At 63.5% G+C, this 14,538-nt stretch carries 12 protein-coding genes and 1 tRNA gene; 5 read left to right on the forward strand and 8 right to left on the reverse strand.

The genetic code is table 11. The features are described from left to right. Positions 1–296: 296 nt before the first annotated feature. Genes CXR25_RS16435 through CXR25_RS16445 form a run of 3 tightly spaced genes read left to right on the forward strand, consistent with a single transcriptional unit; the run spans position 297 to position 2,708 of the window. Positions 297–1,139, forward strand: a complete 843-nt coding sequence (locus CXR25_RS16435; RefSeq protein ID WP_101583025.1) for a substrate-binding periplasmic protein — start codon at positions 297–299, stop codon at positions 1,137–1,139. A gap of 31 nt (positions 1,140–1,170) precedes the next feature. After that, the gene (locus CXR25_RS16440) at positions 1,171–1,908 is read left to right on the forward strand and encodes an amino acid ABC transporter permease (protein WP_009882554.1); all 738 of its coding nucleotides are present in this window, start codon (positions 1,171–1,173) and stop codon (positions 1,906–1,908) included. Next, complete coding sequence (locus tag CXR25_RS16445) at positions 1,905–2,708, forward strand: ATP-binding cassette domain-containing protein (RefSeq protein ID WP_009882555.1); 804 nt, start codon at positions 1,905–1,907, stop codon at positions 2,706–2,708. Before CXR25_RS16440 ends, CXR25_RS16445 begins: the two co-directional genes overlap by 4 nt. A 51-nt stretch (positions 2,709–2,759) precedes the next feature. Here CXR25_RS16445 and CXR25_RS16450 read toward each other — a convergent pair whose 3' ends face one another. From CXR25_RS16450 to CXR25_RS16485, 8 genes are all read right to left on the reverse strand, one after another. Then, complete coding sequence (locus CXR25_RS16450; RefSeq protein ID WP_083248850.1) at positions 2,760–3,515, reverse strand: SDR family NAD(P)-dependent oxidoreductase; 756 nt, start codon at positions 3,513–3,515, stop codon at positions 2,760–2,762. A gap of 56 nt (positions 3,516–3,571) precedes the next feature. Further along, on the reverse strand, positions 3,572–4,318 hold the full coding sequence (locus CXR25_RS16455) for an SDR family NAD(P)-dependent oxidoreductase (RefSeq protein ID WP_096146285.1): 747 nt from the start codon (positions 4,316–4,318) through the stop codon (positions 3,572–3,574). A gap of 4 nt (positions 4,319–4,322) precedes the next feature. Continuing rightward, complete coding sequence (locus CXR25_RS16460) at positions 4,323–5,438, reverse strand: proline racemase family protein (protein ID WP_069600945.1); 1,116 nt, start codon at positions 5,436–5,438, stop codon at positions 4,323–4,325. A gap of 34 nt (positions 5,439–5,472) precedes the next feature. Next, entirely contained in the window at positions 5,473–6,372 is a 900-nt protein-coding gene (locus CXR25_RS16465; protein ID WP_069600946.1) for a dihydrodipicolinate synthase family protein, read from the reverse strand. Positions 6,373–6,429: 57 nt separating this feature from the next. Further along, a complete protein-coding gene (locus tag CXR25_RS16470; RefSeq protein ID WP_009882560.1) occupies positions 6,430–7,680 on the reverse strand; it encodes an FAD-dependent oxidoreductase in 1,251 nt (416 codons plus the stop codon). Between the two features lie 188 nt (positions 7,681–7,868). Next, positions 7,869–8,624: a GntR family transcriptional regulator gene (locus CXR25_RS16475; protein ID WP_069600948.1), complete on the reverse strand. Its 756-nt coding sequence runs from the start codon at positions 8,622–8,624 to the stop codon at positions 7,869–7,871. A gap of 55 nt (positions 8,625–8,679) precedes the next feature. Then, positions 8,680–9,273 carry a short chain dehydrogenase gene (locus CXR25_RS16480; protein WP_009882562.1) on the reverse strand — a complete coding sequence of 198 codons (594 nt, stop codon included), beginning with the start codon at positions 9,271–9,273 and terminating at the stop codon, positions 8,680–8,682. A 208-nt stretch (positions 9,274–9,481) separates the two neighbouring features. Then, a tRNA-Ser gene (locus CXR25_RS16485) sits at positions 9,482–9,570 on the reverse strand. Between the two features lie 711 nt (positions 9,571–10,281). On the opposite strand from CXR25_RS16485, the gene CXR25_RS16490 reads away from it, so the two are divergent. Both CXR25_RS16490 and CXR25_RS16495 read left to right on the forward strand, forming a co-directional pair. Further along, positions 10,282–12,162 carry an LCP family glycopolymer transferase gene (locus tag CXR25_RS16490; protein ID WP_101583028.1) on the forward strand — a complete coding sequence of 627 codons (1,881 nt, stop codon included), beginning with the start codon at positions 10,282–10,284 and terminating at the stop codon, positions 12,160–12,162. Further along, complete coding sequence (locus tag CXR25_RS16495) at positions 12,159–14,459, forward strand: FAD/NAD(P)-binding protein (protein WP_096162023.1); 2,301 nt, start codon at positions 12,159–12,161, stop codon at positions 14,457–14,459. Before CXR25_RS16490 ends, CXR25_RS16495 begins: the two co-directional genes overlap by 4 nt. Positions 14,460–14,538: the final 79 nt, after the last annotated feature.

Here is a 14,538-nt window from a genome sequence, read left to right on the forward strand (position 1 = left end):
AGGCCAGCGAGTCCGCAAAACGTCTCACCGTGCCGACGCGGCACACTGAATCAGCCTGAAATTGTCTGACAACCCAAAACTTTGACTTTTGCGGATCACCGCACTCATCAGTGATTCGGTAACACTTGCGGGTCCAGTTTGCGCTCTACTCTCGATATTGCGCAGAAGTCGCTATATGGTCGATTGTATGACACACCGGCGGGAGGATTGTGTCTGTCCGTCACCCTGATGGGCCCCGCCATACCGTGCAGGGTCGACCCGGAGCAGGGTCGGCATTTTGACGAAGAGAGACAAAGATGTCCAAGACAAGTCAAATCATCATTGCAATCGTCGCCGTCATCGTACTCGCGCTGGCGGGCGGCTATTTCGGAGCTGGACTCCGGTCCGGAGGCAGTGCCGGGGGCACCGAGAACGGCGCATGGATCCAGAAGATCAAGGACCAAGGCGAGCTCCGAGTCGGAATCGCGTCGGCTCCCCCGATGACCGGAGAGCAGAAGGACGGGAAGATGGGCGGGCCGAATGTGCTGCCGCTGCAGAACCTCGCCGATGAGATGGGAGTGAAGTTCACTCCCGTCGCAGCGGAATGGTCAAAGATGGTCTCCGGCCTGCAGGCCGACAGGTTCGACGTCGGTGCCTACCTCGACGCCACCTCGGAGCGCTCCCTGGCCATTCAGTTCACCGACCCTGTCTACACCTATGAAGGTGTCTGGATCGTCAAGGCTGAGTCCGGGCTGAAGTCCACCGAGGACATCCTCAAAAAGAAGAAGCCGGTCGCCGTGGCAACGGGCACCTCGTACGAACGACGGGTCGTCGACCTCGGCGTCGACATCGTCAACGCCGAGGCGATCCCGCAGTCGGTCACCGCGATGGAATCGGGCCGCGCCATCGCCGCGCTCGGCGATCTGCCGACTCTGGCTGACGCCGCGCAGAAGAACAAGTCACTGAAGATCGTGCGCCCCAAGCCCGTCATCTTCAAGAGCGACTCGAACTACGGAGTCAGCGCGGACATCGATCCTCGCTCCCTGCAGGTCATCAACATCGCAATCCAGAACGCGAAGAACGACGGATCCTTCGATGCCGCGCTGGAAAAGGCGGGAGTCGTGAGTGCCGACGACCTCGGCGATCTCGCAATGAAGTGATCGACCTCGCCCCCGGTAGAAGGGAATTCCCATGAATTACACGTTCGACTGGAGCGTGGTCTCGAACAACTTCCCACGGTTGCTCGAAGGCCTGCTCCTGACCGTGGAGATCGCGGTCATCGTCATCGTGCTCAGTATGATCATCGCCATCCCGCTGGCTCTGCTGCGCATGTCCAATATCGAGGTAGTGCGTTGGCTCGCCCAGCTCTACATCGAGATCTTCCGCTGCACGCCGCTGCTGGTGCAGCTGTTCTGGGTCTACTACGCATTGCCGACCCTGACAGGGATCACCATCCCCGGCACGATCTCGGCGATCATCGCGCTCACCCTCAACCTCACAGCCTTCATGGCAGAGGCCTACCGCAGCGGATTCCAATCGGTCCCACCCGAACAGGTGGAGGCCGGGAAGATGCTGCGGCTGACTCGGTTCCAGCAGATTCGCCACATCATCGTCCCGCAGGCGCTCAAACAGCAGCTGCCGGTGATCATGTCTCTGAATATCTCGATATTCAAAGACACCGCACTGGTCTCGACGATCGCTGTGGCAGACCTGATGTTCACCGCGAACAAGATCTCCACCGAGTCCTACCGGGCACTGGAGATCCTCACCGTCGCCGCGCTCATGTACTTCATCATCGCGTTCCCGGCCTCGCTCATCCTGAGCAAGATCGAGCGCAACCTCATGGCCACAGGCAATGTGAGAGGCACTCGCAAGAGGAGCTTGGCCGCACAGATGGCACCCGGAACGAAAGTCGAGGTCAAACCATGAGCGAGAACACGACTGCCCACACCGGGATGCACAGGGACATCACCGCAAAGTCCGGCGATGTGCTCGTCTCCTGCCGCGGACTGCAGAAGAGCTTCGGAGACCGTGAGGTCATGAAGAGCATCGACTTCGACATGCTGGCCGGTGACATCACCGTCATCATCGGCAGGTCGGGATCGGGCAAGTCCACGCTTCTGCGGGCCATCGCCGGACTCACCGACCCCGACGCCGGCACGATGACATTCGACGGCGAGGTCGTATTCGAGGACGCCAAACGCACTCCGGCATGGAAGCAGGTCGACTCCCACGTCGGCATGATCTTCCAGAGCTACACCCTGTGGCCGCACATGGATGTGCTCAAGAACCTCACGTTGGCCCCGCGCAAACGGCTGGGCATGTCGGAGTCAGCAGCGCTGGAGCGAGCAGAGCAGGCCCTCGCCGAGGTGGGGATGTCCGACCACATCCACTCCCGCCCCAGCGAGCTCTCCGGTGGTGAACGGCAGCGAGTGGCGATCGCCCGTGCACTGATGATGCGCCCGAAGCTTCTGCTCTGCGACGAAATCACGAGTGCCCTCGATCCGCCGGTGGCGGCCGAGGTTCTCGACGTCCTGCGCAGGCTCAAAGAAGAGGAGGGCATCGCCGTTGCCCTGGTCACGCACGATATGGCGTTCGCTTCGAAGGCCGCTGACCGGGTCGTCTTCTTCCATCAGGGGGAGATCGCGGTGAATGCGACTCCAGACGACGCGTTCAACAAGACAGAGGACCCGGAGCTGAAGAAGTTCATCGACGCCGTGCGGTTCTGAAGCGCCGTTCGGTTCTGAAGCGGTGCTGCCTGCGTGCGCTGAGTTCGGACCTCAGCGCACGTAGTCGGCTCCGGTGATGTCGAGAGTCGCACCGGTCAGATGCCGGGACCGTCCGGAGACGAGGAATGCCACGAGTTCGGCGACGTCTTCTGGCGGGGTGACTTCACGCAGCGGCAATTCGGCGATCGCCTCGTCGTCGATCTCCCCGGCTGCAAGTCCGGTGTCCACCCATCCCGGAGCGATCGCATAGGCGAGGACACCGGCATGACCGAAGCTCCGGGCGATGCCCTTGGTCAGGCTCAGCAGTCCCCCTTTGGCAGCACCATAGGCGAGATGCTCTGCATCGTCACCGCGATGAGCCGAACGGCTCGTGACGTTGACGATCGCGCCACCGCCGAGGTTGGGGAAATCAAGGAGCGCGCACCTGCACAGGTCCGCCGCAGCGATGAGGTTGAGCTGCAGGTTCACCTCCCACCCCTGTTCCCATTCGTCTGCGTCGGCGAGCGGTGAGGGGATCCAGGCGCCAGCATTGTTGACGAGGGTGTCAACGCCGCCGAGAGTCTCGCCCGCCGCGGCCCACAGACCATTGGCAGCCCCGGGGCGTGCCAGGTCAGCAAGGACTGGGTATGCCCGGTCACCGAGTTCGGCAGCGAGGTCACGGGCACCGGCTTCGTCGGAGTTGAAGTGGATCGCCACCGTCGCCCCGTCTCTGTGGACGGCTCTGGCAATTGCTGCCCCGATGCCCTTCGATCCTCCCGTGACGAGGACTCGCCTTCCTGCCAGTGGGCGAGCTGCTTCGACGCTCATGCTGTCCTCCTTTATCAGTGAGCCCGACGAATCACCGTCGCGCCCGATGTGGCCTATCAGCCGACACGTTGGGCTCCGGTGATCTCGATCGCGGCGCCGGAGATGAACGATGCTCGATCGCTGAGCAGGAACGTCGTCAGCTCCGCAACGTCAGCGGGGCGTCCCAGCCGGCCCAAGGGGATGGACTCGGCGAGTTCCGCCTCGGCGATATTCGAAGTATCGAGCTTCTGCTGCAGCATCGGAGTGAGGATCTCACCAGGGCACACGGCGTTGACCCGCACCCCCTCGCCACCGTAGTCACGCGCCAGGCTCTGGCTGAACGAGACGACCGCGGCCTTGGAGCTGTTGTAGGCGATGTGCCCGCCCGCCGGGTGCAGACCCCATTGGGAGGCGATGTTGACGATGGAGCCGGCCTGCGCCGCGATCATCATCGGCAGGATCCCGCGACACAGACGCATGACGGCGTCGACGTTGACGAAGTAGCTCGCCGCCCAATCGTCCTCACCGATGTCGAGGAGGGAACCTCTGCGCATCACTCCGGCACAGTTGACCAGGCCGTCGATGGAGTCAAAGCGCTCCTGCACCCGGGTCACGAGGTCGGTGCAGCCGTCCGCAGTCGAGATATCGGCCGGATATGACGTGACCCGAGCTGCCACCTCGGCGGTCAGAGATGGATCGTGAGGCACCTCCACTCGATCCACGGCGATGACGATTCCGCCCAGTCGCGCGCAAGCTGCGGTGATCGCCGAGCCGATGCCACCGGCGGCCCCGGTGACGAGGATGGTGCGGCCGTCGAGATCCATGCTGTTATTCCTTTGCAGTCGAGCGGTCTGTGGCGGCGGTTTCGGCCGTCATTCGACCCATGCCCTGTCCCCAGATGTCGCCGACGGTGTAGCCGACGGGGAACGGGTCGTCACTTTCGAGAACGAGTTGGTGGAATCCGGTGATCCATCCGCGGCCCCTGATCGTCGGGATGATCCCGGGGAGGTCTCCGACGGTTGCTGTCTCCTTCACCTCGGCGGTGAAGGTGGTGCCCATCATCGACTCGTGGACGAACTTCTCCCCGATGGCCAGCTCTCCCCTGGCGAATTTCGCCGCCACGCGTGCGCTCGTCCCGGTTCCACACGGTGATCGGTCAAAGGTGCCCGACCAGGTGCTCGGGTCATCCAGGTCGACCTCGCCGTTGGGCAGGACGACTGCATTGCGGCCGTGCGTGCCCTCGCTGCGTGCCGGCCCGTGGATCATCGGCAGATCGATCGAGTCGATCTCGGGAATGAGCGGGTGGACGACGTCGAAGGCATCATCGGCGGCCTTCCTCATCGCTGCTGCGGCTCTGAGTATCTCCTTGGCGTTGGCTGGTTCGAGCTCGACGCCGAGGTGCTCGGCAGAGGTCTGGACGTAGAACTGTCCCCCGAAGACGACGTCAACGGGAATCGTGCCGTAGCCGGGGACGTCCAAGGGCAGGTCAAGGCCATGGACGAAGGACGGCACATTGTCGAAGGTGATCAGTGCGGCCCGACCATCTTCGACCTGTGCCCGCACCGTGACGACTCCGACTGCCGTGTCCACGCGCAGTGTGGTGACAGGTTCGCTGACGTCGATCGCGCCCGTTTCGATGAGTGCCGTGACTGCACAGATGAGATTCGAACCCGACATGGGTCGAAACCCACCCTGCTCCATGACGATCATGCCGAAGTCGCAGCTGGGATCTGCTGCGGGAACGATGAGCGGTGAGCAGAGCCCGGGATATCCGCGCGGCTCCTGGAGGATCAGGGTGCGCAGGTCGTCGAGGTGGTCCCGACAGTAGCGAAGACGTTCGACCATGGTCTCGCCCTTGACGCGCAGGCCAGAACCCATGAGGACCCGACCCGGCTCTCCCGCCGCGTGAACGTCCACTGTTTGGATGAGCTGCCTGTTGGTCATTGTGTCCCTCCCCTATTCAGACCGCGTTAGACGATCAGGCGACGGTGTCGAGGCCTGCTGCGGTGAGGAGACCTCGGAGCTCCTCACGATGCTCCGAGGCCAGCGGCAGAATCGGTCCACGTGTCGGTCCTGCCGGCAGCCCGACGAGCTCGACCCCGGTCTTCACCCCGCAGGCGTAGCTGTGGGATTCGAGGAAGACGCAGATCGGATGGATCTTCTTCCACAGGTCCCGCGCCCGGGGCATGTCGACGTCGACAGCCAGCGCAGAGTACAGATCGGTGCACAGGCGGGGAATGAAGCTGGCGGCTCCCCACACTCCGGCACCGGTTCCGAGTGCCAGTGCGGCGAAGGTCAACGTGTCGCAGCCGTTGATGGGCTGGATGTCGTCGGAGTGGTTCAGGTAGACCGAGGTGAACTTGGAGAAGTCGCCGCTGGTGTCCTTGAAGTTCGCGACTCTTCCTTCCCGACCAAGACGTCCGAACTCTTCGGCGCTGAGCTCAAGGCCTGTGGCATCCGGGATGTTGTAGAACATGATCGGGATGTCGACGACGTCCGAGATCGCCCGATAGTGCACGAGGATCTCTTCGAATGAAGGAGTGTCGTAGAAGGGAGGCACGATCATCAGAGCATCGGCTCCGGCTTCCTCGGCATCTCGGCTGAGCTCGATGGTCTCTGCTGTCGACAGTGCCCCCGTGCCGGCGACCACGGGCACGCGCCCGGCGGCGGCTTCGATGTACGCACGGTTGCAGGCCTTGCGCTCTGCGACCGTGAGAGCCGTGAACTCTCCGGTCGAGCCGCCCGGAACCAGACCGTGGACACCGTTGGAGATCATGTGCTCGACCTGAGCTGAGATACCGGCGATATCGATCTCGGCACCATCAGAGCTGAATGGGGTGATGCACGCGGCGTAGATGCCGGTGAAGGTGGTCGTCATGGTGGTGGCCTTTCAACTGGTGTTCGTCGTTCGGCGTCGAACGGCGGGGTGAGGCGATCAGAATCGCTGCGGCGATATCCGCGCGAGGAGATCGGTGCTGAGGCTGGAGGAGCGGTCGAGCATGATGTCGGTAAGCACTTTCGCCGAGGCTGGGGCCAGGGTCAGCCCCAACATCGAGTGCCCGGAATTGATGTAGGCGTTCTTCGCGGTTCCCAGACCGCCGATCACCGGAAGCCCATCCGGTGTCATCGGCCGTGAGCCCGCCCATGGGGCTCGCTCGCGGGTCGGGTTCTCGCCCCAGTCCCGGAATGACTGGCGGGCGGCTTGGCGAATGGCTTCGACGCGGATGTCGTTGACATCGTCATTGCGGCTGCCGAACTCCATCGTTCCCGCCAGACGCAGCATGCCGTTGAGCGGAGTGACTGCGACTCTCGTGTCTTCGAGAGTCAGGGAGGTTCTGAGCTCTATCGGCGCCGGAGAGTAGTCGATGCTGTACCCCTTGCCGGAGTAGATGGGCAGCCTGCCTCCGAGCTCAGACGCGAGTGCGCCGGTCGGGACACCCGCAGCCACGACGACGGCATCGGCTGCGATGACTTCCGCATCAGTGGTGACGACCGCAGTCACTGTGTCACCGGTGCGCACGAAGCTGCGCACACTGACTCCTTCGCACACCTTCACTCCGAGCTCGCTCAACTTCCCCAGCAGTCCGCGGGTCAGGGAGTCGGGCTCTATCTGGCGATCGGAGGGAAAGTAGATTCCATGGCGAATGCGGTCGCTCAGGGCCGGCTCTGCTGCCAGCAGGTCATCACCGTGAAGCTCTTCGCCGATATGTCCGGCCGAGGCGAAGGCTGGCAACGTCTGCCTGTGCTCGTCGAATCGAGCGGTGGTCTCAAAGGCGAGGAGAACTCCTCGAGCATGCATCTCGAAATCGATGCCCTGGCGCTGGTAGTCGTCGAAGAGCGCATTCGCGTCTTCTCCCAGCCGCAGGTGCACGTCGAGTCCGGCCTCGAAGTCCCGGGCATTGCAGTGCCGGGCCATGCGGAGCAGGAAGCTCAGATAGCCGGGGGCCACGGACGGTTTGATCGACAGGGGGCTGTCGGGTCTGAGCATCCATCTGATGCCTTGCAGCAAGACACCAGGCCCTGGCACCGGAGTGCTTTCCGCCAGCGCCACTTTTGCGGCATTGCCGTGGGATGCACCGGCGCCGCACTTTCCTGCTTCGAGGAGGGTGACCTCACAGCCGGCACTCGCCAATTCATAGGCGCTGGTCAGCCCGACCACTCCACCACCGACAACGACTACCTTCATGCAGGTCTCCCTCAGTGTCGACTGCGACCGCCGCTGGCCGCAGCCTCAGGCCGCAGGGATTGTATGACAATCCCTCTGAGGTTTACGCTACGCACTCGATCTGACCGCGTCAATGCTCTTCGGCACAGAGTTTCCTGACGGCCTCCACCACGGGTGGAGCGACTCCCCCGATCACGCCTCGGGACCGGTCATTCAGCCGAGCCGGGAGCCAGCAGTGCCAGCTCCTGCGCACTGTCCATGGTGTGTACGTCGAGAGCAGTGCGGATCTGCGCCGGATCGCCGGTGCGAATCGCGCGCATCAGTGCCGCATGGATGGCATGAGCCCGTGCGGGATTCGTCCGGGTGAACTGGTCATAGGCCAAGACGATGGTCATCTGGGCCTCCATCACCGGCCAGATGCGCATGAGCAGATAGTTGTCCGCCGCTTCCCAGATGCCCCGGTGGAATTCCACGTGCGCCTCGTGAAGAGCCAGCGGATCCGATCCCGCTGTCGCCTTCTCGAACTTCCGCCATGCCGCCTCCAGCACGGCCATGCGCTGCCCAGACTGGTCGGCGAGAATCTCGCTGATCGCCTCCGTGTCGAGGGCGACCCTGACTCGAGCGATCTCCAGAAGGGAATCGGCCTCAATATCGGCCACGCGAAGGCCCCGATAGGCCTCCTGAATGAGAAAGCCGTCCCTGGCCATCTGATTGAGCGCCTCGCGAGCGGTGGGGCGACTCACGTCGAGAGAAGAGGTGATTTCTGCTTCGATGATGCGTTGGCCCGGGCGGATCTCGCCGAGGATGATCCGCCTTTTGATTGCATCGACGACGCGCTGCCTGCGTTCCGTGTTGGACGCAGGAGTCCGTGCCGCGCTCGAGGAAGAGTCCAGCGGGGCCTGCGATGCCGACGTGCCTGCCGTTGGGCGTCCCACGGTATTCTTCGTTGATTTCGATGAGTCCACTCCGACGCCTCCTGATCGGTATCGATTGTTGAGTTCGGTCGAATCACGGACTGGGTCAGACAGATAGAACCCTGCCGGTGACGTTTCCTTCGACGGAGCGCACGAAGGCCGCAGCAACCTGTTCGTCAGTAACCGGGACCATTCCCGCGAATGCGTCGTGGAAGTGCGGGGAGTTCGCCAGCACATTGGGGCTGACCGCGTTGATCCGGATGCCGCGCGGAAGCTCAGGTGCTGCGGAGATGACGAACGATTCGACGGCGCCGTTGACCAATGCTGCCGCAGCGGCAGTCGGCACAGGCTCCCGGCTGAGCACACCGGTGGTGACAGTGATCGAACCACCGTCATTAAGGTAGTCGAGGCCCTGCGTGACGAATTCGACCTGCCCCAGGGCCTTTGATGTGAAGGCCTCCAGATAGTCTTCACGCGAAAGTTCGGTGACCGGCTTGAATGCCGCGGCACCGACCGCGACGACGATGGCATCGACTCGCCCGACGGCCTTGAGCAGCGCAGCGATCGATTCAGGGTCCGAGGTATCAACTCCGGGATCTGTCGACCGCGAGGCTGCGATGACCTGGTGCCCTCGGGTTTCCAGTTCGGCTCGAGCAACTCCTCCGACGTGCCCTGCTGCTCCGACCACCAAGATCTTCATGACACTGCCCTCTCGTAGACGCAAATGTCAGCCAACACAGGATTGACTGACAATCCTGAGCCTAAAGGATCGGGGCCGATCACACCAGAGTCTGGATGCCAGTGTGAGTGGGAGTCTGGCGTGAGCCTAGGCACGCGGCGGGAGCGAGCGCACGAAAAACCCCCGCCTGCCCAGTGTTCACCTGGTCAGACGGGGGTTTCGAACAACGCGGAGTCGGAGGGATTTGAACCCTCGGTCCCCAGTTCAAGGGACTTCACCTTAGCAGGGTGACGCTTTCGGCCGCTCAGCCACGACTCCAAATACTGACTCGATGCCACTCTGCGAAGAGAGCGTCGAATCTGCAGTTTGCACTACGGGGAACAGCCTATGCGAAACCAATGGCGAAGAGCAAAATGTGCGGGCAAAGAGTGGCCTTGATCATAAACATCTCAGGGGTGGATCGCCGAATAGAAGGGGATGGCGACCAGACTCCCATGCTCACGTACACGCGAATTCCAGCATTCATCAATGTACAAGCGTAAAATCGATCTGAAGTGCTCTGCGGTTTGCTCTCTGACGGGTTCGGGAACGATGCTACGGAGGTGCCCCCTGCGCTGACATCGTCCACGATGCGCGCCGATGGCCTGCATCGTGAGCAACGCATATAGCACGAGACGTAATTTATGAGGAGTTAAGAACTTGCCAGAGATTCCCCCTGACAAGCACGGGCCGAATGGGAACGACCCCAATTCACGCCCTGCTGGTCATCGGCTCCGCGCTTCTTCTCGTCCTCGATTCCGCGGTGATGCCACAGCCAGTGACGATGGATCCAATTCGCTCCGCCCGACATCGCAGCCACAGACGCCGTCACAGTCGCAGTCGCAGTCACGAGCTCAGTCACAGTCCGGCCGGAGGCCCGCACAGTCTCAGAACTCGTCCTCAGCACAGAACCAGTCGAACTCTCAGCAGAACCAGTCGAAGGCACCGACACCTCGCCCGGTAGCGCCACGGACCCGCCGCGAAGCACGGATGCTTCGCGCAGCAGGAGCCAGCGGCGCCTCAGCAGCAGGTGTGGCATCGGCCGCCCAAGCACACGATGACAAGGCCCGGGACCACAGCGCCTCCACAACGGAGCATTCCCCCGGCGCGCCAGCGACATTCGCTGCCGAGTCCAGCAGGCCCACCGGCGCACGGAACAACCGCCCCACCTCGGCGAGGGAATCAGCACATGATTTCGCCGACGAAGCGGAAGCACCTCAACGGCGCAGGGACCGCCGCGAGGCCGAGGCAGCGTCCGCGGACGAGGCTCCGCGCGCACGTCGCCACTCCTCACGAGTCGGGGAAGCCTTCCCCAGCCTTGTCGGCTGGACCTCGCTGAGCACGCTGCTCCCGGGCATCGGGCTGCTGCGCACACGTTTCCGTCCCCTGGGCTTCATCCTGCTCGGCGGATTCGTCCTCACCTTCCTCGTCGCTCTCGTCTACGTCCTCATCAAGGGACCGATCCGCGCGTTCGGCACCGTCGTCTCAAGTCCGACGATGTTGACCTTCCTCGCGATCGTCCTCGCCGTCATCGGCGTGATCTGGATCCTCGTGATCGTGATCTCCCACTTCGGGCTGCGCAAAGGGCACCGCTATACCTCGTGGCAGAACAAGTTGGCCGGCGTGCTCGTCGTCTCTCTGGCGCTCATCATCGGCATTCCCTTCGGCGTCGGCTCGGTCTATTCCCGGGTCCAGGGCGATACGGTCTCGAGCCTGTTCGGCGACAGCACAGGACATTCCAAGAGCGCCGAGGACCTCTGGGCCGACAAGCCCTACATCAACGTCTTCCTCATGGGCCGCGACAACGGCGATGACCGCGAGGGCACACGTCCCGACACCATGCTCGTCGCCTCCATCGACACGAAGACAGGCAACACCGCCCTGATCTCAGTGCCGCGTAACCTCGCGTTCCCGATCTTCCCCGAAGGCAGCGAACTGGAGAAGGCTTGGCCCGACGGCTTTCGGCCCACGGGCCAACCCTCGGTCGACCTCATCAACTCCGTCTGGCAGTGGGGCGAGGAGAACAAGGACAAGATCGGCGACACCCATGGCCTGGAGCCGGGTATGTTCACCACGATGCAGGCAGTCGAGGGTTCACTCGGCCTCAATCTCGATTACTGGGCTGCGGTCGACATGGCCGGGTTCGAAGACGTCGTCGATGCCATCGGCGGTGTGAAGATCGACGTCGAACGTCCCATCCCGATGGGCGGCGGCAAATCGATGTCTGGAGTCGCCAACGAGGTCTACGGCTGGGTCGACCCGGGCCCGCAGACACTCAAAGGCAAGGACGCACTCTGGTACGTCCGGTCGCGTGAAGGCAGCGACAACTACGACCGCATGTGCCGTCAGCAGCGCATGATCAAAACAACCCTCGACCAGATCGATCCGCGCGAACTCGCGACGGCGTATCCGAAGCTCGCGAACTCAGCGACTCAGAACATCGCCACCTCGATCCCGCAGAACGAGGTCCCGGCCTTCATCGAACTCGCTGTCGCCATGCAGAAGGGCGACGTGACAACGGTGCAGATCAACAACGACGTCACCCCGACCTACGACCCCGACTTCGACGTCCTCCACAAGTGGATCCTCGGCGAGGTCAAGGGCGCGTCCGATGGCGAAGAGACCGCGAAACCGACGAACAAGCCGACCACGGATGAGGAGAAGGACACCGCCGAGGAGGCACCTTCGGAGGAGTCTCCCTCGGAGGAGGCATCTGCCGAGGACCAGCCCGCCGAAGAAGAGGGCGGCGAGCCCACCGAGACCACGAAGCCCGGCGAGCCCAACGCCGAAGGCAAGTGCTACCCGAAGGGCTTCAAGCCCGGCGACGACTTCCCCGGCTATCCAGGCCCGGGAGCCGGAGATGAAGGGTGACGACTTCTTCACCATGGTCAGGAACCAGCAGCTCAGCTGAGACGAGCGCTTCGAGCGCCGAAAGCCTGGACTCGCAGGCCCACTCGGTCGCGATCATCGGCGCCGGACCGCGAGGACTCTCGGTCCTCGAGAGGCTCGTCGCCCTCGCCGCCGAACGGTTCTCGAGCGCCGACGGCGACGGTGCTGGTACTGGTGTGGGTGCTGACACCCCGCCCGCGATCGTCATCCACCTCATCGACCCCTACCCTCCGGGTGCGGGCATCGTCTGGCGCACGGATCAGCCCGAGACGCTGCTGATGAACACGACGATTGCCGAACAGACGATCTTCCCCGACTCCAGCTGCTCCTTCGTCTCCCCCGAAACTGCTGCGGACTCCGGCGCCGCGTCCGATCGCTTCGGCCCCGATATGGCGCAGTGGTATCGCGACATGGGTGGAACGGATCCCGTCGACGCGACGTTCCCCAGCCGGACTCTCTACGGCCGCTATCTGCGTGATGCCTACGCTCGCATCCGCGACATGGCACCCGACTTCATCGAGATCGTCGAGCACCCCACGAAGGTCGAATCGGTCATCGATCTCCCGCCGGTCGAACCTTTCGGCCACACGTCCGCGGATCCCGAGACCGTGCCGCCGCAGCTGGTTCGCTGTGAGGATGGCACCGCCATCATCGCCTCCGCCGTCGTCCTCGCCGTCGGCCATATTCCCAGTGCGCAGACCGATGAGCGTGCCCGGCTCGCGGCCTTCGCGCAGCGCTCCGGCGGGCTCTACATCCCGCAGGGCCTGCCTGCCGAAGCTCCCGTCGCCGAGGTGGCCCCTGGCAACCGTGTCATCGTCCGTGGCATGGGCCTGAACTACTTCGATCTGCAGACCCTGTTCACGCACGAACGTGGCGGCCGATTCGACCCGGGTCCCGACATCGCGGGCGAGCTCCGCTATGTGCGCAGCGGTGAGGAACCTCGTCTGCTGCTCGGCTCCCGTCGCGGCGTCCCCTACCGCAGCAAACCCATCTGCCAGGCCCACCCGCGCTCACCGTGGCCGCTGCGCTACTTCACGCGGGAGAACATCGCATTGCTGGCCGGTCTCGATGACCTCGACGGCGACCGCAAAGCCGGTGCGCGCTTCAACGACCAGCTGTGGCCGCTGATCCTCGCCGATCTCCGTCTCGCCTACTACAGCACCCTGTCCCGGATCCGTCCCGGAGCATTCGCCGGTGATCCCGGTCAGCTGCGTGAGGCCATCGCCGAGGCGGTGTCCCGACACCTGACCAGGCGCACCTGGCAGGAGACCCACCCCGAGACGCGCGAGACCAGTGCTGGCAGCGGGGACTCCGCAGCCACGGGCGCGGCCGAGTCCCGAGAGCACGAAGGCGCCGAGGCTGCGCGGCAGGGTCGTGTCACCCGTGAGGCCTTCGCATGGTCGGAGATCGAGGAGAGCCTCGTCCCCGATCCGGCCCACCGCATGTCACTGCACGAGCTGCTCAATCCTCTCGAAGGTCGAGAGTTCGACAGTCGTGGCCCCCGGGAGACCAATTCTCTGCACGAGTGGATGCTCGACTTCCTCCGCAACGACCTTCATGATTCTCTGTCCGGGCCAGAGGGCAGCGCTGAGAAATCGCTGTTCACCGTGCTCTGGCAGTCTCGACTGCTGCTCAAAGAGCTCATCGTGGCCGGCCACATCGACCGAGTCAGCATCGACATGGAGATCTGCGGCTGGTTCGAAAGCTTCGTCTCCGGCATCTGCGACGGTCCTCCCCCGCAGCGCATCGCCGAGCTTCTCGCACTGGCCGAAGCCGGCCTCGTCGAGTTCATCGGCCCCGATATGCGCATCGAAGCGAGTCCCGAGGTCGCTGCACCTGCGGACGTGGGTGCAACACCTGCAAGCGGGTGGCCCGCGGCTCCAACCGGGGATCCTTTGCCGCAGATCTTCACAGTCACCTCGGCGCAGGTGGCAGGCGACATCACCGGCAGTGTGGTCATCGATGCGGCTTCACCGACGAACGCGGTGTCCAGGGCAGCCGATGTGCTGGTGCATGGGATGGTCGAACGCGGTCAGCTCACGCCTGCCCGCCTGACCTTGGATGATGGCCGCGAGAAGTTCCTCAACGGGCTCGCGCTCACCCCGCGGCCCTACCGCACGATCGACGTGGAGGGCGCTGTTCACCCCCGCCGTTTCGCGCTGTCCATTCAACTCTCCTCGGTCCAATGGGGGCTGGCGATCGCAGCGAACCCCAATACGAACGCCGCAACTCTCAACGACTCCCACGCCGCGGCAGCAGCGATCCTCGACCTCATCTGAAGGTGCAGCAGCGCGCGAGTTCCTGCTGGTGCTGCATCGAAGTTAAATAGCTCGCCTTTAAAGCAGAGCTATTCAACTT

The sequence above is a fragment of the Brevibacterium aurantiacum genome (assembly GCF_003932995.1).
Taxonomy (GTDB): domain Bacteria; phylum Actinomycetota; class Actinomycetes; order Actinomycetales; family Brevibacteriaceae; genus Brevibacterium; species Brevibacterium aurantiacum.